Source organism: Nocardioides turkmenicus, assembly GCF_011045035.1.
Classification (GTDB): domain Bacteria; phylum Actinomycetota; class Actinomycetes; order Propionibacteriales; family Nocardioidaceae; genus Nocardioides; species Nocardioides turkmenicus.
This window is the reverse complement of sequence record NZ_JAALAA010000021.1, coordinates 68,195-91,615: the sequence shown is the minus strand read 5'-3', so window position 1 is coordinate 91,615 and position 23,421 is coordinate 68,195. Positions and strand designations below refer to the sequence as shown.

The window sequence follows — 23,421 nt, the reverse complement described above, 5'->3', positions numbered from 1 at the left end:
ACCCCACGACCCCTGCCTCCTCCCGGGCGGGGGTCGTTGGGTTTTCGTGTCGGGTCGGGCCGCTGTAACACGCTGTTCGTGGGACTACCCGCCCTATGGGAACGACCGGATAGTGCTACGAACGACGTGTTACATCCCCGCGGCACCCGCTTTCGAGCGCAGGTGTTGAATAGCGGGGTGGCAAACACCGCTCAGTGGCTCCAGGGAGCCCGTCCTCGCACACTCCCCGCGGCGCTCGCGCCGGTCATCGCCGGCACCGGAGTGGCTGCGTACGCCGGTGGCCTGGTCTGGTGGAAGGCGCTGCTCGCGCTCGTCGTGGCGCTGGCACTGCAGGTCGCGGTCAACTACGCCAACGACTACTCCGACGGGATTCGCGGCACTGACGACGAGCGCGTGGGGCCGCTGCGGCTGACCGGCTCGGGTCTCGCCGCGCCGTCCGCGGTGAAGCGGGCCGCTTTCATCGCGTTCGGGGTCGCCGCTGTGGCGGGGCTGGTGCTGGCGGCGACCTCCGCGTGGTGGCTCGTGGTCGTGGGCCTGGTCTGCATGATCGCCGCCTGGTACTACACCGGCGGCTCGCACCCCTACGGCTACGCCGGCCTCGGTGAGGTCATGGTGTTCGTGTTCTTCGGCCTCGTCGCCGTCATCGGCACCACCTTCGTCCAGACGCAGACCTGGGAGTGGGGCGCGCTGTGGGCCGGCGTCGGCATCGGCGCCATCACCTCCGCCCTGCTCGTCGCCAACAACCTCCGCGACATCCCCGGTGACACCGAGTCCGGGAAGATCACCCTCGCCGTACGCCTCGGCGACGCGCGTACCCGCTGGCTCTATGTCGCACTCGTCGCCGTCGCCGCGGCCTCGGTCGTGCTCGTCGCGCTCACCACCTCCTGGTGGGCGCTGCTCGGCCTTGGGTTCGTCGTGGTCGCCGCTCAGGGCGTCCGCACCGTCCTCGACCGCGCCAACCTCGGCCCTCGGCTGATCCCCGTCCTGCAGCAGACGGGGCTCGCCACGCTGGTGTGGGGGCTGCTCGTCGGCGTACCTCTGCTGTTCGCCTGAGCGCCCTGGCAAGGGGTGTAACACGCTGTTCGTGGCACTAGCCGGTCGTCCTGATCGGGCGAGTAGCCCTACGAACGACGTGTTACATCACCGCCAGAAAAGGCCTAGGCGGCCTTCGACCGGTGTACGCGGAATCGTTCCAGGTCTGAGATGTCGGTGCCGAAGGCTCGGCAGGTGGCTAGGTACTCGCGGGCCAGGCGGTCCTTGAGGTAGTCGCGGTTGCGGCCGAAGAGGTCGGGCCACTCGACCCGGGACATGCCGAGGTGGAACCCATGGGCCCATGCCTGCCTGGTCTTCTCCTCGGCCAGGATGTCATCGACCGAGCGGAGTGCCAGGCCTCCGTCCGCTGCGGGCACATACTTGCTCCGGCCGTCGAACTCGAAGATATGGCGACCCACTCGAAGATCGAATCTCGCAGTGCGTATGCCGTCCGTGATATCGAACTGCGTCTCGATGCCCGTCAGCCCGAGCTCCTCGAGTACGTCGCGGGTGAGCGACTCGCCGATCGACTCGACGCCTGCGTACGACAGCTCGATCGCCTCGCGCGCCAGCCGGCGGTTGGGCCAGTGCTGCATGTGGTCGAGGACCTCCCAGAGGTCGTCGACGGACACCCCCATCCGTCGAGCGGAGTCGACGGCGACGACCCCGTACGGACGGCCGTGCTCGCGCGCGATGTCGATCGCAGTGCGCGCAAGTCCAAGGACTTCGAACCCGTTCACCCGGACCACCTGTTCATCGAGGTACGGCGCGAGGTGGTGCTTGACGCCCCACTTGTTGTGGCTGCCGACGACCGGGTGGCGGGTGACGTGAGTCTGGGGGTTTCGGGGGAGGAGGATGCCCATGTCGAGCTCGAGCGCTGCGGTGTCGTGACTTCGTACGAACGGGACGGTGATGGCGGCGCAAGCGGCCCGGTCAAGGAGCCGTTGTCTGTCGGTGGGCAGTGTGATGCTCTCCACGTAGGCACGTTCGGCGTACACGCCTCGCCTGACGACCGTCCATGCTCCGCTCCGGACGTAGCGGTGGATCGTCTCGACGTCGAGGCCGGATTCCAGGGCTTGGCGACGAGTGATGAGTCCATGGTGGGCGGCCATCACTGCTTGGATGCGTGGGTTCATGGTCTTCAGCCTGCGGCCGGCCACCGACTCCCGTCGCCGTTCACTGGTGTCCTGTGGATAAGCCCGCCACGAACCAGGTCTGTGGATGGTTGCTGGCCCGAGGCTGGAGCCCGGCACGTGTAACACGCCGTTCGTAGGACTATGCGGTCGCTCTCATAGGGCGCGTAGTTCTACGAACGACGTGTTACACCGGAATCCGCGCGCACGAGCAGCAACACCTGCACCGCATCACGCCGGCGCTGGGACCGGCCGGCGCTGCCGCGCGAGGCAGCGCTCGGCGGCGCGGGCGGAGGGGTGGACGGCGACGGTGGCGATGACGATGATGCCCGCGATGATCGCCCAGCCGAGATGGCCGAGCTCCATCGCCAGGAACGTGTACGCAGCCGGCGCCCAGACGGTGCCGAGGGTGTAGCCGACCTGGGCCGCGCCCTGGTAGTCGCCGCGGCGCTCCGGGTCGGAGAGGTCGGCGACCAGGCCCCACTCGCCGGCGGACTGGAAGAGCTCGGCGCCGGTGACGGTCACGTGGCCGATCCAGACGAGCGCGATGGTGAGCAGGCCGACGGTGTCGTGGGCGACCGCGATGATGGCGCAGGAGGCCAGGAAGCAGAGGGCCCCGCGCCGCTCCGCGCGCAGCGACGTCGCCACGTCGGTCACGCCACGGGCCGCGATCACCTGCAGGCCGACGGCCATGACCGTGTTGGTGCCGAACAGCCAGGCCAGCAGCACTCGGGGCGCGTCGGTCTCCTGGACCAGCCACAGCGGGATGACGACGTTGAGCAGGACCTGGTGGGTGCCGAGCACGCCGTCGAAGAACGTCGTGGCGAGGAACGCGCGGTTGCGCAGGGCGCCGAGGCGGTCGCGTACGTCCTTCTTCGTCTCCGCCGCGGGAGCGGGCGTCGAGAGGCGGGGGAGGCGCGAGATCCAGTAGGCGTTGACCAGCAGCACCACGGCGGTCATCAGCGGGACCGCCTTGATCAGGGTGTTGGAGTCGGCCGCCAGGGCGAGACCGCTGGCCAGGGCGCCGAGGGTGTAGCCGACGTTGCGGGCGGCGCGCATGTAGGCGAAACCGCGGACGCGAGTGGCCGCCGGGAAGACCGAGATCCGGTAGGCGTCGCGACCCGACCGCTGCCAGGAGGAGGCGAGGGCGAGGAGCACCTCGACGGCGACGTACGCGGCGAAGTTGCCGACGAGCACCCAGGCGGCGAACAGCAGCGCCTGGAGAACGGCACCGGCGATCCAGCTGAACCGGGTGCCGAGGCGATCCGCGAGTCGGCCCAGGGGGACGGCGAACAAGAAGGTGGCGACGCCCGCGATCGTGAGACCGAGGCCGACCTGTGCGGCGGAGAGGCCGACGATCTGGGTGAAGAAGACCGCCGAACCGGTGAGAAAGGTGCCTTCGGCGAAGGCCGACAGCACCGACTGGTACGACATCGCCCGGATGAGCGGGTCGTCGGAGAGGACCTTGTCCCTCAACCGGATGAAGTGAGGGGACACGTCGACTCCAAACTGTCTTGACATCGAGACAACCGAAGTCTCGTGATCCCGGCGTCCGGCGTCAAACAGTTATCTGTGCTGCGCGGTCCCCATCACCGGCAGCGAGAAAAAGGAGCCCATCACGCCGACGGCCGCGCGTCGGCGTAGGTCGCGGCCGAGGTCAGCGGGTGGAGCCCTCGATCGTGCCGATCACGCCGCCGAAGACGTCGGTGGTGACGCCCCAGATGCCGCCGGCGATGGCCGAGATCGTGCTGGTCAGTCCCTGCGGATCGGTGAACAGCCAGAACCCGACGAACAGAACGCCGATGACGATGAAGATCTTCTTCTTGTCCATGTGAGCTCGTCCTCCCGAGAAATCCGATTGAATGAAAGGTAAATTCGCGAATCCGGACGCAAGCGCGCGAAATTCGCGAGGATGCCCCGGGATATAGATTCCCCGAAGTTAGCCTCCCCTCGCAAGAATTCGTCGAAGGAGACCACTGGGCGGGACAGTGTCGCGCCCAACGGTCCGGTAGGTGGCATGGCGCTGCTGGAGGGGTCGGCGCCGGGACTGCTACGCGCGCGGTGAGCACGTGTCGTCAGGTGGAACGAGGTGCGCTCAGGCGGTCTGGCGACTACGCTCGTCTCACATGGCGGTGGCGTTTGTCCAAAATGCCGATGCCCGGGAGTTTGCGTCAGCGCGCGGGAGGGGCGAGGCGCCTCCACCCACCGGTGCCGCATGGGGCTGCGCCGGACGGGACAATCGAATACTTCCGGAGATGTCCGGCAACCACACCTCACCTCGGGAAAGGGAGCAGAACAATGGCACCGCACCAGTTGATTCAAAGTACGACGCAGGCCGCCGAGTACGGCACCGGCGGCCTGGCCGAGTGGATCACCGACAACATCATCACGCTTGTCGTCCTGATCCTGGGCGTGACAGTCCTCTGGGCTGCGCGCAGCGGCAACATCTCGAAGGCGGTCACGATCGTCGGAGGCCTGATCATCGGCCTCGGCGTGCTCGGCCTTGCCGTCGGCAACAACGCTACGGACCTCGGCACGTGGATGGCCGGTCTCTTCAAAGGCTGAGCCCGGTCCCGTTAGCTGACCCAGGGAGGGATCTCGGGGATGAGGCTGCCTGACGACGACGAGCTGTACGAGGTCGACCAGACCTATCTCGGTCCCCCTCGTCGCTACATCGGGGAGATGCGCTACCGCACCATCTTCCTGTTCCTGGTGATCGCACCAGTGACGCTTGTGCTGCTGCGCAAGCTCGGCATGCCGGTGACGCTGCTCAGCATGGGACTCTGGCTGATCGGCGCCTCCTACCTCTCGATGAAGGCCTCCGACTACATCAGCGCGGAGAGCTCGGCCGGCGCCTGGCTGATGACCTTCTGGCACGAGCTCACCACGCCACGCGTCGAGACCGGCACCCAGTACGCCGGCGGCGCGGCTGTCGCCTTCCGGCACGCCACCAGCCCACGTGGCGGCTGGGCGAAGGCCATGCGCCGCCCGGGTCGTCGGTTCTCGCAGCAGCCCGGCGCCGCCGCCCCGGCGCCCCAGATGCTGCAGGCGACGGTGGTCGCCTCCACACCGCGGACCCAGACGCCACCGGTGCGTGGCAAGGCGGCTCCCGTACGCCGGGTGATCGAGGCCAAGGTCGTCGAGGAGCCGCTGCCGGCCCAGCTCACCGTCCAGCCCGCGGTCCAGCCGGCGCGAGGACAGCAGGCTGGTGGCGTACGCCCGGCGAAGGGTGGCTGGTCGAGTCGGCCGACCTCCTCGCCGCGCGAGCCCCGTGACGTCCCGTGGAAGGGCGGTGCGCCGTGGCAGGCCCGCCAGCAGGGTGAGCAGCCCGCGCCGCCTCCGCCGCCGACCACGCCGGCCGCGAGCCAGCCGGCGACGCCGCCGCCTCCGCCTCCGCCTCCGCCTGCGCAGGCGCCTGCGGCCCAGCCGGCCGCCCCCACGCCTGCCCCGGAGCCTGCGCCGAAGCCCGCCCGGCAGCCCCTTTCGCACGCGGTCAAGCCGGCCGTGGTGATCGCGCCGGAGCCGGGGCTCGACGACCTCGGCGACGAGGACGGCTTCGACGAGTTCGACGATGCGCCCTCGGGACGTACGCGTCCCAGGGACAATCAGGACCAGCAGGCGTTGCCTGACGCGCGCCCGCAGAGCGTGGACGACTACCGCAAGCGCCTCGACGGCGACGACGCACCCAACGACGGAGGAACCGCATGAGGCGGCCGCGAACGGAGCGGGCCTACGGGCCTGGCTTCGAGAAGCCCAAGCCGGGACGCAGGAGCGTCTTCGGCCGGGGCGGCGACGACTCGAAGGGCGTCCACGAGCCCAGAGGTGACAAGTGGGCGCTGGAGGAGGTGCGCGGTCACCTGACCTTCACCAGCGACCGCATCATCGCCTGGTACCTCGCCGAGCCGCAGACCTGGTCGTTCCGCGCCCACTCCGACCTCGAGGCGCTGATCACCGACCAGGCCAGCCAGCTGGCCGACCTCGTCGGCAACACGATCCACGGCCGGGTCACCACCCGCCCCTATCCCGTACGTCACTGGGCGCATGCCGCGTTCGCCAACGCCCCCGACCCGCAGCCCGGGTTCGAGGAGATGATGGCGCGCAACCAGGCCCACATGGCCGCCCACAGCCAGGCCGACAAGCTCGTCTACTACGGCGTCAACCTCGGCCGTCGGGACGCGACGGTGCGGACCCTGGCGAAGTTCTCCGCCAGTGCCGCCGAGCGCGAGATGGCCGCGATCAGCGAACGTCTCGACACGGTCAACCGGGTGATGTCGCGACCGGGCTTCTCGGCGCGGCCCGCGGTCGGTCACGACATGGAGTGGATGATCGCCCGCTCGCTCTCGCTGGGCGCCAAGATCCCCGTTCCCGAGCCGGGCGAGGCCCAGCAGAACTTCCTCGACACCGACGACATGGCCGAGTGGTTCGAGTCGGTGGCGTGGTCGGCCGAGCCGCTGGCGCCGACCGTCCAGGTCACCAGCAGCATCGGCGGCCGCCAGGAGACCAGCCACGTCTGCGTGCTGACCGTCTCCCGGATCGGCGACATCGAGGTTCCGGAGACCCATGCGCCGTGGATGGCGAAGACCGACGCGCTCGGTTTCCCGGTGGAGTGGTCCTTCCGCGTCGAGCCGCGCTCGCCTGAGGACGTCTCCCGCGAGATGGCGAGCCTGACCCGGCGTATCGACGGCCAGGTCAGCCACTGGTCCGAGGACCACGGCAAGCGTCCCCCCAAGCAGCTCGCCCGTCAGGCCGGCCGCGCCGCCGACGTCGAGGACGAGATGCGCTCTGAGTTCACCGGGCTCTCGACCCGCACCAGGGGCTGGTACCGGATCGCCGTCACCGGCCGCACCGAGGCCGAGGCGCTCGACAAGGCGCAGAAGGTCGTCGACCTCTACCGGCCGCAGATCAAGATCACCCGCCAGCTCGGGCAGTACCACCTGGCTCGGGAGTTCGTCCCGGGCGAGCCGCTCGCCTCGACGGCCCACGCGCGCAAGTTCCCGGTCCTCAAGGTCGCCGCCGGGCTCCCGGCGGTCACCGCGGAGGTCGGCGACAAGCGCGGCTTCTACCTCGGCGAGACCTCCGCGATGGCCTCGCGGGCTGTGCTGATGGACCCGTGGTACCTGACGGAGGTCATGGAACAGGCCGGCCTGATCCCGCTGGTCGGCACCCCGGGTTCCGGAAAGTCGACCCTGATGGGCGTCATCATCTACATGTCGATCCTGTCCGGCATCCACGGCGTCGCCATGGACCCGGCGGGCCGGCTGCAGCGGCTGATGACGCTGCCCGAGATCGGTGGTGGTGTGTTCAACGGCCAGCGGGTGCCGGCTCGGGCGCGCAGCGTGGACGTCCTCGGTGGTCGTCCCGGAAGCCTGTCGCCGTACGCCGTCGTGCCCGACCCCAACCCGGAGCTGATCCGGGCCGAGGCGATGTCGGACCACGAGTTCGCCGAGCGACTCCACCGCGAGCGGTCGGCGGCCGTGCAGCAGCGCCGCGACCTCACCGTCTCGGTGCTCCGCTCCTGCCTCCCGGTCGGGCTGGCCAACAACGAAGAGGTGCTCAAGCGCATCCGCGCCCGCGTCATGGAGGCACAGGCCGACCGTGGTGCCGACACCTCGACCATCGTGAAGATGCTCTTCGAGGGCGACGGCGGCGACCAGGAGATCGCCCGCGAGCTCGCCGCCGCCCGTGAGCGCGAGCTCGGCCGGCTCTTCTTCGGCAACGACTTCCTCCAGTCCGACGAGGAGCTGAAGGGGACGCCGTTCACCTTCTACAACCTCAAGGGCCTCAACACCCCGCCCGAGCACGTGCCGCGGGAGGAGTGGAGCGCCGAGGAGCAGATGGCGCGTCCGATCATGACGCTCGCGGCCTGGTCCGCGCTCCACCTGATCTACCGCAGCGACCCCAACGAGCGGAAGCTCTTCGCGCTCGACGAGGCCCACGAGGTCACCCAGGCTTCTGGCGGCACGGGACGAGCGCTGGTCCACAAGCTCTCCAGCGACTCCCGCAAGAACAACTGCGCCGCGCTGGTCTCCACCCAGAACGCCTCCGCGATCCTGGGCTCCGACATCAACAACTTCGTCGGGGCGGCCTTCGTGGGACGTACGCAGGACGAGACCGCCCAGCGCGACGCGCTCAAGCTCCTCGGCAAGCCCGAGGGCCTGGGTTACGAGTCGATCCTGGCTCGGCTCTCCCCGCGCACGCGGCGCGGTGACGAGCAGCTCGGCTACCGGGAGTTCATCTACCGCGACGGCCTCGGTGGTGACACCGGTCACGGTGGCATGGAGATCATCAAGGTCACCCTCAACCACCACCCGGGTCTGCAGGAGGCGCTCAACACCACCGCCGACCCGACCCGCCGGGTCAGCCGCGCCATCGGCAGCGAGCCGGTCGATCCCGCCGACAGCGAGCTCTCCGGGGACGGGATCGGCTGATGCCGCCGCGCCCTGCCCACCAGAGGACAGCCCTGCGCCGTAGGGCTGCCGCCCTCGTCGTACTCGTGGTTGCTCTTCTGTCCGTCGCCGGGCCGGCGACGGCTGCGGGGCCGAAGGGGATCGACATCCCGATCCCGTTCGACCCGACGGGCGGGCTCTCGGGCGTGAGCGATGCGTGCAACAACCTGGACGCGCCGATGCCGGCGTCTCCGTACGGGGACGGCTCGTTCATCGTGCGGATGACGGCGTTGGGGGCGGCGTCGAAGGCCGGCACGGAGCTGAACGACCCGGAGAAGATCAACGACGAGCTGGACCCGTTCCGCAACAAGGACGAGGTCTCGCTGGAGTCGGCCTATGGCACGAGCCCGCAGTGGTGGACCTACGACAACGGGTGCACGGGGCAGTTCGTCGCGGGCGCGGGGACCTCGATCGGCAACATCATGCTGGAGATCTCGGGGATCCTGCCCAACTGGTCGCACGCGCTGCTCAACGCGGTGATCGGAGAGAACTCGTTCCTGAAGGCGCTCGACGACCCGATCGTGGCCGCGTCCAAGGCGGTCACCGACGGGGTGTGGGCGCCGTGGGTGAGCGTGGTGCTGCTGCTGGTCGCGGCCACGGTGATGATCCGGGCGCGCGACGGCCGGTTCGCGCGTGCGGTGACGGCGGCGGGCTGGGCGCTGGGTGTGCTGGTGGTGACCTCGTGGCTGATCCAGTACCCGGTGGAGTCGACCCGGCTGGTCGATGACGGGGTGCGGTCGGCGACCGGGCTGATCGCGACCGGGTTCAACGACGGCAGGGCGGTCCCCGGCGTCGGCGACGACGAGTTCGGCGAGACCGATGCCGTCAAGGCGGTGGACGGCCAGATGGACGAGGTGGTGCGCTCGACGCAGTACCGCACGTGGCTGGCCGGTGCGTTCGGTGACCCCGACTCGGCCACGGCGAAGACCTACGGGCCGCGGGTGTTCCGGTCGACGCACTTCTCCTGGCAGGAGTACGACGTCTATCGCAAGGACCCCAACGGCGAGGGCAAGAAGGTCCTGGAGGCCAAGCAGGACGCGTTCAAGGAGCACGCCGAGGCGGTCAAGAAGTCGGACCCGGTGGCGTACGAGTACTTCAAGGGCGAGCACTGGTCGCAGCGGGCGACCACGGCGCTGGTGAACCTCGTGGTGGTCGTGGTCGTGTGCGGGTTCCTGCTGGTCGCGGGGCTGGCGATCCTGCTCTCGTTCGCGTTGATCCGGTTGATCGTGCCGTTCGCGCCGGCGGCGGGCGTGTTGTTCATGCTCGACCACACCCGCGATGCCGCGGTGGCGATGCTGAAGCGGGTGGTGGGGCCGCTGGTGATGGGCCCGATCTACTTCCTGGTCGCGTTGCTGCTGCTGCGGCTGGACTCGGCGATCCTGACCTCGACGATGTGGTTCGTGCTCAAGCTGGGCCTGATCGCGGTGCTGACCGTGCTGGCCTGGCGACTGACCCGCCCCGCCGCCTACGGCATCCCGCTGCCGGGCATGGGCCGGCTCACCTCCATGCTCACCTCGTACGTCGGCGCCCGGACGGGCACCGAGGCCGGCGTCCGCGACGCGACCGCCGACCGGCCGGCTCCCACCGGCGGTGCACCGGCCGGGCCCGGAGCGATCTCGAGCCCCGGAGGTGTCTACATGCCCGGCCACGAGCTGACCGGCAGCCGGCCGACGATGACTGCCGAGCAGGTGCCCAACCCGGTGCCGGTGACGGCCGCCGGAGCGCTCGGTGCCGCGTCGAGCACGACCAGCACACCGACGTACGCCCTGGGGTCCTCGATGAGCGGCAACGACGGCGAGCGCGTGGCGGGGCAGTGGTTCGACTCCCGCTCCGCGGAGCGCGACGAGCCGTCCTTCCGCGACGAGCCGACTGCCGGCCACGCCGCGCAGGTCTTCCACGACCGCGCCGAGACGCCGAGTCCTGTCGACCACACCGCCTACGGCGACCGCGAGCCGGAGCCGCCGCGACACACCCCGGTCGCCGAGGCCAACGTGGACTACGACGCCGACGGCAACCCGGTCTTCGTCATCTACTCACCGAACGGGAACCGCTCGGTGCCCGTCGACAACGGTCCGAGCCGGTTCGAGGGCTGGTCTGAAGGAGGAGCCCGGTAGTGCGGTCGACAACGACGCGTGGTGTGCTGTGGGAGGTCATCGCGCCGGTGCTGAGGTGGCCCATGAGGTCGCCGTTCCGGTTCTTCTCCGTGACCGTCGGCATCGTCTTCGTCATCTGGCTCATCGCCCAGTGGAGCGACGCGCCCGACGCCGAGCCGGCCTCGCGGCCGGAGCGGGGCTCGGTGTCGGCCGGGCAGAGCCCCAGCGCCACCGGATCGCCCGCACCCGTCCCCGACCCGGGAGCCGCGGCGACCAAGTTCGTCGCCGCCTGGGCCCGCCCCGACCTCACCACCGAGCAGTGGTGGGCCGGGATCAACGCCGCCCGTCCGGACGAGTCGCTGGCCCAGGCCCTGGGCACCACCGACCCGGCCACCGTGCCCGCGACCAAGGTCGTCGGCACCGCGAAGGTGCTCGAGCAGAACGACTCGGAGGCGCGTGCTGAGGTCACGACCGACGGTCCCAAGGTCATCGTCTACCTGACGCTGGTCGACAACGTCTGGTACGTCGCCAACATCCTCCCCGGGGGCTGACATGATCCTCGCTAAAGCGCGTCTGATCTGGGGAATCGTGGCCGCGGCGGCCACGCTCGTCCTGGTGGTCACCGGTGCCTTGGTGATCTTGATCGGCGGTCTGGCGAGCACCGAGCAGAGCAACCAGGACCAGGCAGAGTCGGGCTGTGTCGGCGGCACCAACGCGATCCCGACCGGGAACCTGGGACCGGACGGTGAGATCCCCGAGGGCAGCATCGCCGGGTTCAACACCGAGCAGATCCAGAACGCCCGGACGATCGTGGCGGTCGGCAAGCAGTCCGGCGTGCCCGCCTACGGGTGGGTGATCGCGCTCGCGACCGCGATGCAGGAGAGCACCCTGCGCAACATCGACTACGGCGACCGCGACTCGGTCGGCCTCTTCCAGCAGCGCCCGGTCTCCGGGTGGGGCACCGTCGCCGACATCATGAACCCGGTCAAGTCCGCCCAGGCCTTCTACGGCGTGGCCGCCCACACCGGCAACACCGGCCTCCTGGACATCCCGGGCTGGCGCAAGATGCAGGTCACCGCCGCCGCCCAGGCAGTGCAGCGATCGGCGTTCCCGCTGGCGTACGCCCAGCACGAGGAGGAGGCGCGGGCCCTCGTCGCCGCGCTCGCCGACGGGGTCTCGGCCGCCGACCTGACCGCCACCGCGACCGACGTGGCGTGCACGATCGGCATGGCCGGGATCAGCACCTCCGTCGTACGTCCGATCCAGGCCGGGCTCGCGATCGACAACAACAACTACGGCAACTCCGGCTCCAACTGGGCCAACATGCACACCGGCAACGACTACTCCTCGCCCTGCGGCACCCCGGTGCAGGCGGCCCACGGTGGCACGATCGTGATCGAGTCCGGCGGCGGCTGGGGCTGGTCGGGGCGCTGGCTGGTGAAGGTGCAGACGGCGCCCGGCAACCTGACCACGTGGTACGGCCACATGCAGTCGCTCTCGGTCCGTGAGGGCCAGATGGTGAAGGCCGGGCAGGTCATCGGGCAGGTCGGCAGCGAGGGCAACTCGACCGGCTGCCACCTCCACTTCGAGGTGCACCCGCACGGCGGCGGCTACCTGCAGGACCAGGTCGACCCGGCCGCCTGGCTGACCAAGAACATCGGCAAGACCCTCCAGGCCACCAAGCAGGCCGCGGGCCTGCCGGGAGCGGGACAGATCGGCGCCTCCCCGGCGGCCGTCTCCGGCCCCCAGGTGCGCCTGGCGCAGGCCAACATCAAGGTCTCGCTGTCCCGCGGGCGATACCGCTCCGACCTGGCCGCGGTCATGAAGCACGGACCCGACTTCGTCTCCCTGAACGAGGCCCAGTCGCGTACGGTCTCCGACATCTCGGTCCGAGGCTACGGCACCTATCGCGCCTCGGCGGACGAGTACGGCGCCCGCAGCCAGGCGCTCAGCCCGGTCGTCATGTGGCGCACCGACCGCTGGGTGGCGGTCGACCAGGGCACCGTCCAGCTCACCAAGCCGGTCACCGGTGTCAAGAACGACAACAGGTACGCCACCTGGGTGGTCCTCGCGAGCAGCGACGGCTCCGGGCGGATCTCGGTCATCTCGACCCACACGATGACGTCGCCCGCCAAGAGCCCGCAGGCGCGTAAGGACGAGGCCCAGCGCGGCTTCGCGAAGCTCGCCGGGCTGGCGCAGGGCCTGCAGAAGTACGGCCCCGTCCTCGTCGCCGGCGACCTCAACTCGCCCTACCCGCGCAACGGCGGCGACGGGGACCCGTGGGGCCCGAAGCCACTGATGACCAAGGCCGGGATGACCTCCTCCTTCGAGACCCTCGGCGCGCCCCCGCAGGGCTGGGCCACCCACGACGGTGGCGGCACCATCGACTGGCTCCTCGGCTCGAACGCCACCACCACCTCCACCCGGCACGCGACGTTCAAGCTCGAGTCCGACCACCACGGCCTAGTGGCTGACTTCAGCATCCGCGGCCAGTAGCGGCTGCGGCAGGTGTAACACGTCGTTCGTAGGACTTCTCGCCCTATCGGAACGACCGGATAGACCTACGAACAGCGTGTTACAGCCCGCGGACCTAGCAGCCCACCGCAGGCCCTCCCGCCGCAGGAGATAGCGTTGGGGTGTGGACGACGCGGTGGTACGGGCTGAGCGCACCGTCGCCGCGATGGCCGAGTGGCTCGCCGGAGGCGGGCCGGAGCACTGGGTCGTGGAGACCTCGGGATCGACCGGCAAGCCCAAGCGGGTGATGCTGTCGCGCGACGCGATGAAGGCGTCGGCAGCGGCGTCGGCGCGCCGCGTCGGGGCGAGCGGGCAGTGGCTGCTCACCCTCCCCGATTCGTACGTCGCCGGAGCCAACGTGATCGCCCGTTCGCTGCTCGCGGGGTTCGAGCCGGTGATCGCCGCGGCCCACGAGACGTTCGCCGAGGCCGCGGCCGCGATGAGGCCGGGGCCGCGGTTCGTGTCGATGGTGCCGACCCAGCTCCACCGGATCCTCGAGGCGGGCGGTGACGACCTCGCCGCACTGGCCGGTTTCCACACGCTGCTGCTCGGCGGTGGACCGATCGACCCGTCCCTGCGGGCCCGGGCCGAGGAGGCCGGGGTCGACGTCGTCGCCACCTATGGCTCGGCGGAGACCTGCGGCGGCTGCGTCTACGACGCGATGCCGCTGGACGGTGTCGCGATCGCGATCGGCACCGACGGCCGGGTCCGGATCAGCGGACCGACGCTCTTCGACGGCTACCAGGACGACCCCGCCCAGACGGCGGAGGCGCTGGTCGACGGCTGGTTCCTCACCTCCGACGCGGGCACCCTGGACGAGGACGGGCGGCTCCGGATCCTCGGTCGCGTCGACGACATGGTGATCACCGGCGGCGTGAAGGTGCCGGCGGCGCTCGTCGCCCGGAGGCTCCGCGAGCACCCGGCGGTGACGGCCGCGGAGGCGCTCGGCGCCCCCGACGAGGAGTGGGGCCAGCGCCTGGTGGCCTTCGTCGTCGGCGACATCGACGCCGGGACCGTTCGTGAGTGGGTCGCCGCGGAACACCCGCGCTCCTGGGCACCGCGACAGGTCGTCGTGCTCGACGAGGTCCCGCTCCTGGCCAACGGGAAGCCGGACCGGCAGGCCCTGCTCGCCCTGGCCACGACCACCCCGGAGCCCCGATGACCGACCAGGTGCACGTCTTCTCCCTCCCGATGACCACCCGCTTCCGCGGCATCACCGAGCGCGAGGGACTCGTTCTCCAGGGCGCCGGCGGATGGGGCGAGTGGTCGCCGTTCCTCGACTACGACACCCCCGAGATCGAGCCCTGGCTGCGCTGCGCCGAGGAAGCAGCGGCAGGGGACTGGCCGGCCCCGGTCCGCGAGTCCGTGCCCGTCAACGCCACCGTGCCCGCCGTCGGGCCCGAGCGAGCCCACGAGATCGTCACCCGCTCCGGGTGCGCGACCGCGAAGGTGAAGGTCGCCGACCCGGGCCAGAGCCTCGCCGACGACATCGCCCGCGTCGAGGCGGTCCGGGACGCCCTCGGTCCCACCGGCCACCTCCGGATCGACGTCAACGGGCTCTGGTCGGTCGACGAGGCGCTCGCCTCGATCAAGGTGCTGGACCGCGCCGGAGGCGGGCTCGAGTACGTCGAGCAGCCCTGCCTCACGGTCGAGGAGCTCGCCGACGTACGCCGCAAGGTCGACGTCCCGATCGCCGCGGACGAGTCGATCCGGCGAGCCGCGGACCCCTACCGCGTGCGCGACCTCGAGGCCGCCGACGTGGCCGTGCTGAAGGTGCAGCCGCTGGGCGGCGTACGCGCCTGCCTGCGGATCGCCGAGGACATCGGGCTGCCGTGCGTGGTCTCCTCGGCGCTGGAGACCTCGGTCGGGATGGCGGCCGGGATCGCGCTCGCGGCGGCGCTGCCGGAGCTGCCCTACGCCTGCGGGCTGGGCACGGTCTCGATGTTCACCGCGGACATCACCGCGACGCCGCTGCTCCCGGATGGCGGGGCGCTGCCGGTGCTCCCGGCGTCGCCCGCGCCCGAGCGCCTGCTCGTCGACCCGGCGCTGCAGGCCGACCCGGGGCGTACGGACTTCTGGCGTCGGCGCCTGGCCGAGGTCCTCGCCTACCGGGAGACGCTCCGATGAAAGGGGCACGCATGACCGCCACCGAGCTCGCCCGCTCGGTCGTCACCGCGCTGATCCAGGCGCGGGTCACCGACGTCGTCATCGCGCCGGGATCACGCAACGCGCCGCTCTCGTTCGCCGTCCTCGACGCTGCGCGCGCCGGGCTGGTGCGCCTGCACACCCGGATCGACGAGCGCTCCGCCGGCTTCTTCGCGCTCGGGCTGACCAAGGTCGGCTCCCGTGCGGCGGTGATGTGCACCTCCGGCACCGCGGTCGCCAACCTGCACCCCGCGGTGCTCGAGGCAGCCCACGCCGGCGTACCGCTGGCCGTCGTCACCGCCGACCGGCCCGCGCGGCTGCGGGAGACCGGCGCCAACCAGGTCACCGACCAGGTCGGCATCTTCGGGAACCTGGTGGAGACCGTCGACCTGGACGCGGCCCCCGGCGAGAGCGCCCTCGAAGCCCTCGACACCGCGCACGGCCCGGTCCACTGGAACCTCCAGCTCGACGTACCGCTGACCCCGCCCGACCGGTGGGAGCCGGCGCCGATCGACGTCCACCCCGAGCCGGTCCGCCCGGAGCTGATGATCCACGAGTCGATCGAGACCGGCGCCGGGACGCCGCTCACGGTCGTCGTCGCCGGCGACGACGCCGGACCGCCCTCCCGCATCCTCGCCCAGGACGGCGGCTGGCCGCTGCTCGCCGAGCCCTCCTCGGGCGCCCGCACCGGCGACAACGCCCTGCGCTCCTACCGGCTGCTGCTCGAGTCGCCGCTCGCCGAGCGGATCCAGCGGGTCGTCGTCTACGGTCACCCCACCCTCTCCCGGCCGGTCACCGACCTGCTCAGCCGCAGCGACATCGAGATCATCGCGGCCCCGGTCGAGGGCGTCTGGCCCGCCCGCCCGTTCCGCGTCGACCGCACGATCCGCACCCGGCTCCACGTCGACGGCACCCCGGACACCGCGTGGCTGGAGGAGTGGCGCTCGGCCGATCGCGAGGTCAGCCGCCAGGTGGACCGGCTGCTCCACGAGCAGCCGGAGATGACCGCGTACGACGTCTCCGCCTGTGTCGCCCGCGCGCTGCCCGACGGCGGGCTGCTCGTGCTCGGCCCCTCCAACCCGGTACGCGACCTGGACCTGATGATGCGCCCCAACCGCGTCGGCGGGCGGCGGAAGGTGATCGCCAACCGCGGCCTGGCCGGCATCGACGGCATCGTCTCCACCGCGATCGGTGCCGCCGTCGGCCGTCCCTCGTCGACCCGTGCGCTCGCGCTGATGGGCGACGTCACCTTCCTCCACGACGCCGGTGGGCTCCTGCTCGGCCCCGAGGAGGTCCGCCCCGACCTCACCATCGTCGTCGCCAACGACGACGGCGGCTCGATCTTCGCCTCCCTCGAGCAGGGCGCCGACGACTACGCCGACAGCTTCGAGCGCCTCTTCGGCACCCCGCACGGCACCTCCCTCGAAGCGCTCTGCGCCGCCCACCGCATCCCGCACCTCGCGGTCACCTCGGTGCCCGAGCTCGAGGCCGCCCTCGCCTCCCCGAACGGCGGCATCGAGGTCGTCGAGGCCGTGGTCTCTCGTGCCGACCGCCGCCGGTTCGACCTGGCCATCCGCGCCCTCGCCCGTTCCTGAGCCACCGACCCGGACCGGCGTGGCACAGTGTGCCCGTGACCGATCAGCCGCAGTGGCCGGGCGTGGTGCCCTACGTCGAGTACTACACCGGCGCGAAGCGCGTCCTGGTGCTCCACCTGACCAGCGGAAACATGATGCTGGCCAACAACCCGGGCAAGCTCCCGCCGATCGCGAGCACCGATGGCCGGCAGTACGTCGTCTACTGGGGGACGGTCTCCTTCGAGATCCCCGCCGAGCGCGCCTGCCATGTCAGCGTCCACGTCGAGGGCAACTACATCCAGCAGGCCGCCAGCATCCTGCTCTCGCCCGGGGCGGAGCAGGTGCAGGTGACGTACGCGACCCACTACACCTCGGGCGTCGGATCCCTGACGCTGTCCTGAGTCAGGCCTGCCAGTAGGGGTCCCGGCCGATGAAGCCGAGGAGCTGTTCCTGCGGTGACGCGTCGGGACCGACCTCCACCCGCGGGCCGAACTGACCGGAGGCGCGCATGGCGTCCTCCATCGCAGAAGCACCGGCGAGCATCGCCGCGGCGCGCTCGGCGCCGAGGTCGAAGTCCTGCCCGAGGGCCCGGGCCAGGTCCCAGGAGTGCATCCAGACGTCGGGGGTGTAGATCTCCGAGAGCGCCACGTCGACGGGCTTGTCGCCCATGTGCGGGTTGGAGACCGTCCGGCCGGCAGGGGCGTCGAAGAGGCCCTGGATATCAGCGGTGTGGGCCTTCCATGCGCCGGCCGGGTCCGCGGCGACGTCGAGCGGCGCCAGCTCCACGCCGGCCGATCCCTGCAGGAACCCTCGCGACCACTCGACCAGGTGGGAGACCACGTCCAGCGCGGTCCACGCCGCCACCGGGCTGGGACGGGCCCAGTCCTCGGGGGCGGCGGAGCCGACGATCTCGGCGAACCGGGCCGCGTCGTACGCGTGCTGCTCGCGCATGCTCAGGCCGGCGGCGCTCACGAGAGCTCCGCGAGGAGCTCGTCGAGCTGCTCGTAGCCCTGGGTGACGCCCTTGTCCATGCCGCTGGCCATGATCGCGGCCTGGGTCTCGAAGGACTCGACGACGCTGAGGCCGGTCAGCCGGGTGCGGTCGCCGGGGAGCGGCTCGAAGGTGAGGTACTCCAACGAGGCCTGGTCGGGCGCGCCGCGCCAGGTGAAGGTCTGCACGATCCGCTCGTTCTCGCGCACCTCGTGGAAGCTGCCGAAGAACTGGGTGAACTCGTCGCCGTCGCGCTCGCCGGAGTAGGCCCAGGAGCCGCCGGTGCGGAAGTCCCACTCGGTGATGTTCATGCCGACGTCGCGCGGGCCGAGCCACTTGGCGTACAGCTCCTTCTCGGCGTGGGCACGGAAGACGAGCTCCGGGGGAGCGTCGAACTCGCGGACGATGGTGATCGTCGGGGTCTCCTTGGAGGCCTCGATCGTGGTCTCGTGCTTCGTGGTGGTCATGATGCGTCCTCTTCTCGGGCTGTTTCTCGGGCTGGTCGGTCTTCCTGCATCTCGGCGAGCAGTGCGTCCAAGCGCTGGTAGCGCTCCTCGGCCTGCTGCTGGTATCTCTCGATCCACTTGGTCATGAGGTCGAACACCTCCGCTTCGAGCCGGACGGGCGCGCGGCGCGACTCCCGGCTCACCAGGCCGGCGTCCTCGAGCACCTTGAGGTGCTTGGAGACCGCCTGGAGGCTGACGTCGTACGGCGCCGCGAGCTCGCCGACGGTCGCGTCGGCGGCCGAGAGCCGGGCGACCAGGTCGCGTCGGGTCGGGTCCGCCAGTGCCGCAAAGACTCGGGAGAGTCTGTCCTCGCTCATCTGCTACTCCTCAACCGTTTGGTTGATAACGAGGCTAGGCGGCTACCTCTCGAGTTGTCAACCGTCTGGTTGAGTAACTTGCTTACCGGAAAACATTCCCGGGGGGACATCGGTTGCGGCACCATGTTTGCCAGTGCAGTGCAGATTCCTCCTCGGGAAAGGCCCCAGCCCATGAGTCCTTCGCGCCGCAGATCCATGAGAGTGACCGCGATCGTCGCCGGTCTCCTCCTCGCTCTCTCCCTCTCCCCGACACAGTCCGCCGGCGCCGCCGAGAAGGACGACCGCCGACTCACCCAGAAGGCGAGGTCCCACGGCGTCACGCTGGAGCACGGGGCGTACGTCGGCTGGTCGACGCCCGGCTCGCACGCCCAGGGCGGCACCCCCAACGACCGGCCGATCACCGCGCAGGCGTCGGTGGCCGGCATCGACGTCTCCGGCCACCAGGGCAACGTCGACTGGGCCTACTGGTGGGGTCAGGGCAAGCGGTTCGCCTACATCAAGGCGACCGAGGGCACCTACTACCGCAACAGCACCTACTTCCCGCAGCAGTACAACGGCTCCTACAACCAGGGCTTCATCCGCGGGGCCTACCACTTCGCCAACCCGTCCGACTCCGGCGGCGCCGCCCAGGCCGACTACTTCGTCAACAACGGCGGCGGCTGGTCGGCCGACGGGAAGACCCTGCCGGGCGTGCTCGACATCGAGTACAACCCCTACAGCGGCGGCACCTGCTACGGCCTCTCCCAGTCGTCGATGCGCTCCTGGATCGCGGCCTTCCTCAACCGCTACCGCTACCGCACCGGCCGCGACGCGGTGATCTACACGACCACCGACTGGTGGACGACCTGCACCGGCAACACCTCGCAGTTCGCCAGTGCCCACCCGCTGTGGATCGCCCGCTACGCCAGCACGCCCGGCACCCTGCCGGCCGGCTGGGGCTACTACACGTTCTGGCAGTACACCTCGTCACCGCTCGACCAGAACACGTTCAACGGCGCGTACGACCGCCTGCAGGCGCTCGCGCTGGGGTGATCTCCTCCGGGGCGGACCCCGGTCCTCACAGGCCCAGCTGGGCCTTCCAGGAGCCGAGGACCGGGGTCCACTCGAAGATGCGGCGCTCCTTGATCAGCCCGACCGCGAGGAACGGGTCCTCGTCCACGGCCGCCTCGACCGCGGCGATGTCGCCCTCGAAGACGAGCAGGCCGGAGCCGTCGGAGGTGGGACCGGAGAGCACCAGGTTGTCCTGGCTCGCCAGGAACCCGCGATGGGCGTCGAGGTGCTCGGCGCGTACGTCGGGGAGGTCGTTGTAGGCGTACAGGACTGCGACGAGAGCCATCAGAGGTCGGCCCCGTCCGCGAGACGTACGTAGCCGTGCTCGGCCGGGATCAGCGCGGCCGCCTGGGTGTCGAAGATGCCCGAGCCGGCCTCGGAATAGACCCGGTCGTGGATCGCGACGGTCTTGGACGCTCCGACCTCGCGGGCGAAGTCGATCAGCTCCGCGGAGCGGGCCCACGGCGCCGAGACGGGCAGGAAGAGCACGTCCACGGCCTCGCCGGGACCGTCGAGCGCGTCACCCGGGTGGAAGATCTTCGAGTCCCCGGCCTGGATCAGGTAGCCCGAGTTGTCGAAGTGGGGCAGGTCGGGGTGGATGACGGCGTGCTTCTCGTTGACCGCGGTGACCGGAAGCCCGGCGTCGAACGACTCGCCCGGCTTCACCACGGTGGTCCGCTCGTGGACAGCGGGGGCGCTCTTCAGGATCTGCGCCGCGACCGCGCCGATGGTGTAGATCGGTGCCTCGCTGCCCTCGAGGAGCGCGGGGTTGTAGTGGTCGGGGTGCTCGTGGGTGATCAGCACCGCCGTCGCGCCGTCCAGCGCCTCGGGCTGGGTGAACACGCCCGGGTCGACGACCACCACCGCCCCGTCGTGCTCGATCCGGACACAGGCATGGCCGAACTTCGTGATCCTCATGCCGCCGAATCTATCGCGCGGGCCCACCCGCGCCGGGCTGGGTTTCAGGAGAGGGCGTCGCGGATCGGGACGAACTTGGCCTGGGTCTCGGCGAGCTCGGTCGCCGGGTCGGAGCCCGCCACGATGCCGCAGCCGGCGAAGAGGCGAGCGGTGCGGTCGTCGATCATCTCGGCCGAGCGCAGCGCGATGCCCCACTCGCCGTCGCCGGAGGCGTCCATCCAGCCGACCGGGCCGGCGTAGCGGGCGCGCTCCATCGACTCGATCTCGGCGATGAGGGCGACGGCGTCCTCGCGCGGGGTGCCGCCGACCGCGGCCGAGGGGTGCAGCGCCGCGGCGAGGTCGAGCGAGCTCACGCCGTCGCTGGCCACGCCGGTGATGTCGGTGGCCAGGTGCATCACGTTGGGGAGCTTGAGCACGAAGGGTGCCTCGGGCACGTTCATCGACGAGCAGTGCGGCTCCAGGGCGTCGGCGACGGACCTGGCGGCGTACTCGTGCTCCTCGAGGTTCTTCGACGACTCCGCCAGCGAGGCGGCGAGGGCGTGGTCGAGATCCTCCTCGCCGGTGGGCCAGATCGTGCCCGCGAGCACGCGGGAGGTGACCAGACCGCGCTCGCGGCGGACGAGGAGCTCGGGGGTCGCGCCGAAGAGGTCGTCGACGTGGAACGTCCAGCAGGTCGGGTACGCAGCCGCCAGCCGCCGCAGCACGGAGCGGATGTCGATCGGGGCGCTCGCCGCGGCCAGCAGATCGCGGGCGAGGACGACCTTGTCGAGGTCTCCGTGCTGGAGCCGGGCGACAGCGTCGGCGACGATCCGCATCCAGTGCTCGCCGTCGACGTAGGCATCGGCGAAGACGACGTCGCGCGGCGCCTCAGGCTCCGGTGCCGGAGCCAGATCGGGCGGTGGTGTGGCCGCCGGTCCGACGGTGGTCACCCAGGCGGTGTCGCCACGCTTGCCGACGACGACCGCGGGCACCTTGAGGACGGAGAAGCCCGGGAGGTCCGCGAAGGCGAAGGAGCCGAAGCCGACCAGTCCGGTGCCCGGCTCGCCCACGGGATCGGAGACCGTCGAGACGGCCGCCAGCTCCTCGAACCACTTGGCCGCGTGCGCGAACCGCTCCGGCCCGGACGTACGGATCTCGGCGGCCGTGCCCCAGCCGACCAGGCCCTCGCCGTGGCGGACCCAGGACAGCACGCGCCGGCGAGCCGGCAGCAGTGCGAGCAGGTCTTCGAGCGTCTCCGACCCGGCGTCGAGTGCCACCGTGGTGGCGACCAGGGACCGCTGCTCCGACTCACTCACGGGTCCAGAGTATCGGCGTGGTGTCGGCCGGGACGAGTCGAAGTGATGTATGCGGCATGACCGCCCCGTTTGCCAACCCTCACCATGCTGGTTGTAGCGTGCGCTGGCGTGAGTACCAACAAAGAGCAGTCGTTCATCGCAGAGAACGGCATCACCCTCGGCATCATCGCCTTGGCCCTGTTCGTCGTGCTGGGCGTTGGCCTGCCACGGTGGGTTGGCGACTCCGAGTCCCACTCGGGCGTGAAGATCACGCTTCCCGAGACCCTGTCGGGCGGCTACAAGCCGGCCGACAAGAAGTCCTCCTACGACCTCGACGTGATCAAGAAGCAGGGCGCGTCCGAGGAGCAGCTGGACCTGTTCATCAAGCAGAACGCCGCCAGCTCGAAGACCGAGGACCGCAACGTGTCCGACGCGCTCGGGTTCTCGATGGCCTCGCGCACCTACATCACCAAGGACATGAAGAAGTCCGTGATGATCCGCGCCTTCGCCGGCGACGGCAGCGCCTACTACGGCGGTGGCGAGGTCTCCAAGGTGGGCGACAACGTCTGCTACTCCAGCGCCGACCAGCAGACCGGCCAGACCCAGGCGACCTGCTCGCACGCCTCCAACGACCTGACCGTCCAGGCGACCGCCGCCACGAAGAAGGACGCGGCGAAGTACGCCGACGAGATCTTCGAGAAGCTCGCCTGAGCTCTGCACGTGACCCGAGCAGACCTGGACAAGCAGCCCGGCGACGTCCGCCGGATGTTCGATGCCGTGGCCAAGCGCTACGACATCACCAACGACGTGCTCTCGCTGGGTCAGGACCGACGCTGGCGACGTGAGGTGATCAAGGCTGTCGCCCCGAAGCCGGGCGAGCTCGTGCTCGACCTCGCGGCCGGCACCGGCACCTCCTCCCAGCCGTTCCTGGACGCCGGTGCCTCCGTGGTGCCGACGGACTTCTCGATCGGGATGCTCCAGGTCGGCAAGGCAGCCAAGCCCCACCTGCCGTTCACCGCCGGCGACGGCACCCGGCTGCCCTACCGGGATGCGACCTTCGACGCGGTCACGATCTCCTTCGGCCTGCGCAACATCGTCGACCCTGCCGCCGGCCTCCGTGAGCTGCGCCGGGTCACCCGCCCCGGCGGGCGGATCGTGGTCTGCGAGTTCTCGCACCCGACCTGGAAGCCGTTCCGGACGGTCTACGTCGAATACCTGATGAGGGCGCTTCCGCCGGTCGCCCGGGCGGTATCGTCCTCTCCCGACGCGTACGTCTATCTCGCTGAGTCCATCCGGGCATGGCCAGACCAGGCAGGTCTCGCCGAGATGCTCACCTCAGCGGGCTGGCAGTCGCCGACCTGGACGAATCTCTCGGGTGGAATCGTCGCACTTCATCACGCAACCGCTTGATCTCTGCGAAAGTGCAACT

23 protein-coding genes are annotated in these 23,421 nt (G+C 70.4%); 14 read left to right on the top strand and 9 right to left on the bottom strand.

Features of this window, described 5'->3' with window-relative positions:
• The first annotated feature begins 177 nt into the window (after positions 1 to 177).
• Complete coding sequence (locus G5C66_RS21240; RefSeq protein ID WP_165112915.1) at positions 178 to 1,053, top strand: 1,4-dihydroxy-2-naphthoate polyprenyltransferase; 876 nt, start codon at positions 178 to 180, stop codon at positions 1,051 to 1,053.
• Positions 1,054 to 1,157: 104 nt separating this feature from the next.
• Here G5C66_RS21240 and G5C66_RS21235 read toward each other — a convergent pair whose 3' ends face one another.
• From G5C66_RS21235 to G5C66_RS21225, 3 genes are all read right to left on the bottom strand, one after another.
• The gene (locus tag G5C66_RS21235; protein ID WP_165112914.1) at positions 1,158 to 2,168 is read right to left on the bottom strand and encodes a type IV toxin-antitoxin system AbiEi family antitoxin domain-containing protein; all 1,011 of its coding nucleotides are present in this window, start codon (positions 2,166 to 2,168) and stop codon (positions 1,158 to 1,160) included.
• Between the two features lie 228 nt (positions 2,169 to 2,396).
• Complete coding sequence (locus G5C66_RS21230) at positions 2,397 to 3,662, bottom strand: MFS transporter (RefSeq protein ID WP_165112913.1); 1,266 nt, start codon at positions 3,660 to 3,662, stop codon at positions 2,397 to 2,399.
• Between the two features lie 160 nt (positions 3,663 to 3,822).
• The gene (locus tag G5C66_RS21225; protein WP_008356373.1) at positions 3,823 to 3,996 is read right to left on the bottom strand and encodes a hypothetical protein; all 174 of its coding nucleotides are present in this window, start codon (positions 3,994 to 3,996) and stop codon (positions 3,823 to 3,825) included.
• A 467-nt stretch (positions 3,997 to 4,463) separates the two neighbouring features.
• Between G5C66_RS21225 and G5C66_RS21220 the strand changes: the two genes are divergently transcribed.
• The 10 genes from G5C66_RS21220 (at position 4,464) to G5C66_RS21175 (ending at position 17,338) form a co-directional block, all read left to right on the top strand.
• The gene (locus G5C66_RS21220; RefSeq protein WP_008356375.1) at positions 4,464 to 4,730 is read left to right on the top strand and encodes a hypothetical protein; all 267 of its coding nucleotides are present in this window, start codon (positions 4,464 to 4,466) and stop codon (positions 4,728 to 4,730) included.
• Between the two features lie 39 nt (positions 4,731 to 4,769).
• The gene (locus tag G5C66_RS21215) at positions 4,770 to 5,873 is read left to right on the top strand and encodes a hypothetical protein (protein WP_165112837.1); all 1,104 of its coding nucleotides are present in this window, start codon (positions 4,770 to 4,772) and stop codon (positions 5,871 to 5,873) included.
• Positions 5,870 to 8,593 carry an ATP-binding protein gene (locus tag G5C66_RS21210; protein ID WP_165112912.1) on the top strand — a complete coding sequence of 908 codons (2,724 nt, stop codon included), beginning with the start codon at positions 5,870 to 5,872 and terminating at the stop codon, positions 8,591 to 8,593. Before G5C66_RS21215 ends, G5C66_RS21210 begins: the two co-directional genes overlap by 4 nt.
• Before the next feature lie 65 nt (positions 8,594 to 8,658).
• On the top strand, positions 8,659 to 10,725 hold the full coding sequence (locus tag G5C66_RS21205; protein WP_165112911.1) for a hypothetical protein: 2,067 nt from the start codon (positions 8,659 to 8,661) through the stop codon (positions 10,723 to 10,725).
• A complete protein-coding gene (locus G5C66_RS21200; protein ID WP_165112910.1) occupies positions 10,725 to 11,255 on the top strand; it encodes a hypothetical protein in 531 nt (176 codons plus the stop codon). The genes G5C66_RS21205 and G5C66_RS21200 overlap by 1 nt, the downstream gene beginning before the upstream one ends.
• 1 nt (position 11,256) lies before the next feature.
• The gene (locus G5C66_RS21195) at positions 11,257 to 13,200 is read left to right on the top strand and encodes a peptidoglycan DD-metalloendopeptidase family protein (protein ID WP_165112909.1); all 1,944 of its coding nucleotides are present in this window, start codon (positions 11,257 to 11,259) and stop codon (positions 13,198 to 13,200) included.
• 142 nt (positions 13,201 to 13,342) lie between these two features.
• Positions 13,343 to 14,380 (top strand): AMP-binding protein, encoded by a 1,038-nt coding sequence (locus G5C66_RS21190; protein ID WP_165112908.1) that lies wholly within the window; start codon positions 13,343 to 13,345, stop codon positions 14,378 to 14,380.
• Positions 14,377 to 15,345 carry an o-succinylbenzoate synthase gene (locus G5C66_RS21185; RefSeq protein ID WP_165112907.1) on the top strand — a complete coding sequence of 323 codons (969 nt, stop codon included), beginning with the start codon at positions 14,377 to 14,379 and terminating at the stop codon, positions 15,343 to 15,345. The genes G5C66_RS21190 and G5C66_RS21185 overlap by 4 nt, the downstream gene beginning before the upstream one ends.
• Before the next feature lie 11 nt (positions 15,346 to 15,356).
• The gene (gene menD, locus G5C66_RS21180; RefSeq protein ID WP_241248726.1) at positions 15,357 to 16,958 is read left to right on the top strand and encodes a 2-succinyl-5-enolpyruvyl-6-hydroxy-3-cyclohexene-1-carboxylic-acid synthase; all 1,602 of its coding nucleotides are present in this window, start codon (positions 15,357 to 15,359) and stop codon (positions 16,956 to 16,958) included.
• Positions 16,959 to 16,993: 35 nt separating this feature from the next.
• Entirely contained in the window at positions 16,994 to 17,338 is a 345-nt protein-coding gene (locus G5C66_RS21175) for a hypothetical protein (protein WP_165112905.1), read from the top strand.
• Between the two features lies 1 nt (position 17,339).
• Here the strand turns inward: G5C66_RS21175 and G5C66_RS21170 are convergent, their stop codons facing one another.
• The 3 genes from G5C66_RS21170 to G5C66_RS21160 are packed head-to-tail and all read right to left on the bottom strand — an operon-like array spanning position 17,340 to position 18,750.
• A complete protein-coding gene (locus tag G5C66_RS21170; RefSeq protein ID WP_338144264.1) occupies positions 17,340 to 17,909 on the bottom strand; it encodes a TIGR03086 family metal-binding protein in 570 nt (189 codons plus the stop codon).
• Positions 17,906 to 18,394 (bottom strand): SRPBCC family protein, encoded by a 489-nt coding sequence (locus G5C66_RS21165; protein WP_165112904.1) that lies wholly within the window; start codon positions 18,392 to 18,394, stop codon positions 17,906 to 17,908. Before G5C66_RS21165 ends, G5C66_RS21170 begins: the two co-directional genes overlap by 4 nt.
• The gene (locus G5C66_RS21160) at positions 18,391 to 18,750 is read right to left on the bottom strand and encodes an ArsR/SmtB family transcription factor (protein WP_165112903.1); all 360 of its coding nucleotides are present in this window, start codon (positions 18,748 to 18,750) and stop codon (positions 18,391 to 18,393) included. Before G5C66_RS21160 ends, G5C66_RS21165 begins: the two co-directional genes overlap by 4 nt.
• A 195-nt stretch (positions 18,751 to 18,945) precedes the next feature.
• On the opposite strand from G5C66_RS21160, the gene G5C66_RS21155 reads away from it, so the two are divergent.
• The gene (locus G5C66_RS21155) at positions 18,946 to 19,782 is read left to right on the top strand and encodes a GH25 family lysozyme (RefSeq protein WP_206444390.1); all 837 of its coding nucleotides are present in this window, start codon (positions 18,946 to 18,948) and stop codon (positions 19,780 to 19,782) included.
• A gap of 25 nt (positions 19,783 to 19,807) precedes the next feature.
• Here the strand turns inward: G5C66_RS21155 and G5C66_RS21150 are convergent, their stop codons facing one another.
• The 3 genes from G5C66_RS21150 to G5C66_RS21140 are packed head-to-tail and all read right to left on the bottom strand — an operon-like array spanning position 19,808 to position 22,013.
• A complete protein-coding gene (locus tag G5C66_RS21150) occupies positions 19,808 to 20,086 on the bottom strand; it encodes a YciI family protein (RefSeq protein ID WP_165112902.1) in 279 nt (92 codons plus the stop codon).
• The gene (locus tag G5C66_RS21145; RefSeq protein WP_165112901.1) at positions 20,086 to 20,718 is read right to left on the bottom strand and encodes an MBL fold metallo-hydrolase; all 633 of its coding nucleotides are present in this window, start codon (positions 20,716 to 20,718) and stop codon (positions 20,086 to 20,088) included. The genes G5C66_RS21150 and G5C66_RS21145 overlap by 1 nt, the downstream gene beginning before the upstream one ends.
• Positions 20,719 to 20,762: 44 nt before the next feature.
• Complete coding sequence (locus G5C66_RS21140) at positions 20,763 to 22,013, bottom strand: isochorismate synthase (protein WP_165112900.1); 1,251 nt, start codon at positions 22,011 to 22,013, stop codon at positions 20,763 to 20,765.
• A gap of 108 nt (positions 22,014 to 22,121) precedes the next feature.
• Here G5C66_RS21140 and G5C66_RS21135 point away from each other — a divergent pair, with 108 nt between their 5' ends.
• Complete coding sequence (locus G5C66_RS21135; RefSeq protein ID WP_165112899.1) at positions 22,122 to 22,703, top strand: hypothetical protein; 582 nt, start codon at positions 22,122 to 22,124, stop codon at positions 22,701 to 22,703.
• A 9-nt stretch (positions 22,704 to 22,712) separates the two neighbouring features.
• Positions 22,713 to 23,402: a demethylmenaquinone methyltransferase gene (locus tag G5C66_RS21130; protein ID WP_165112898.1), complete on the top strand. Its 690-nt coding sequence runs from the start codon at positions 22,713 to 22,715 to the stop codon at positions 23,400 to 23,402.
• Positions 23,403 to 23,421 lie beyond the last annotated feature (19 nt).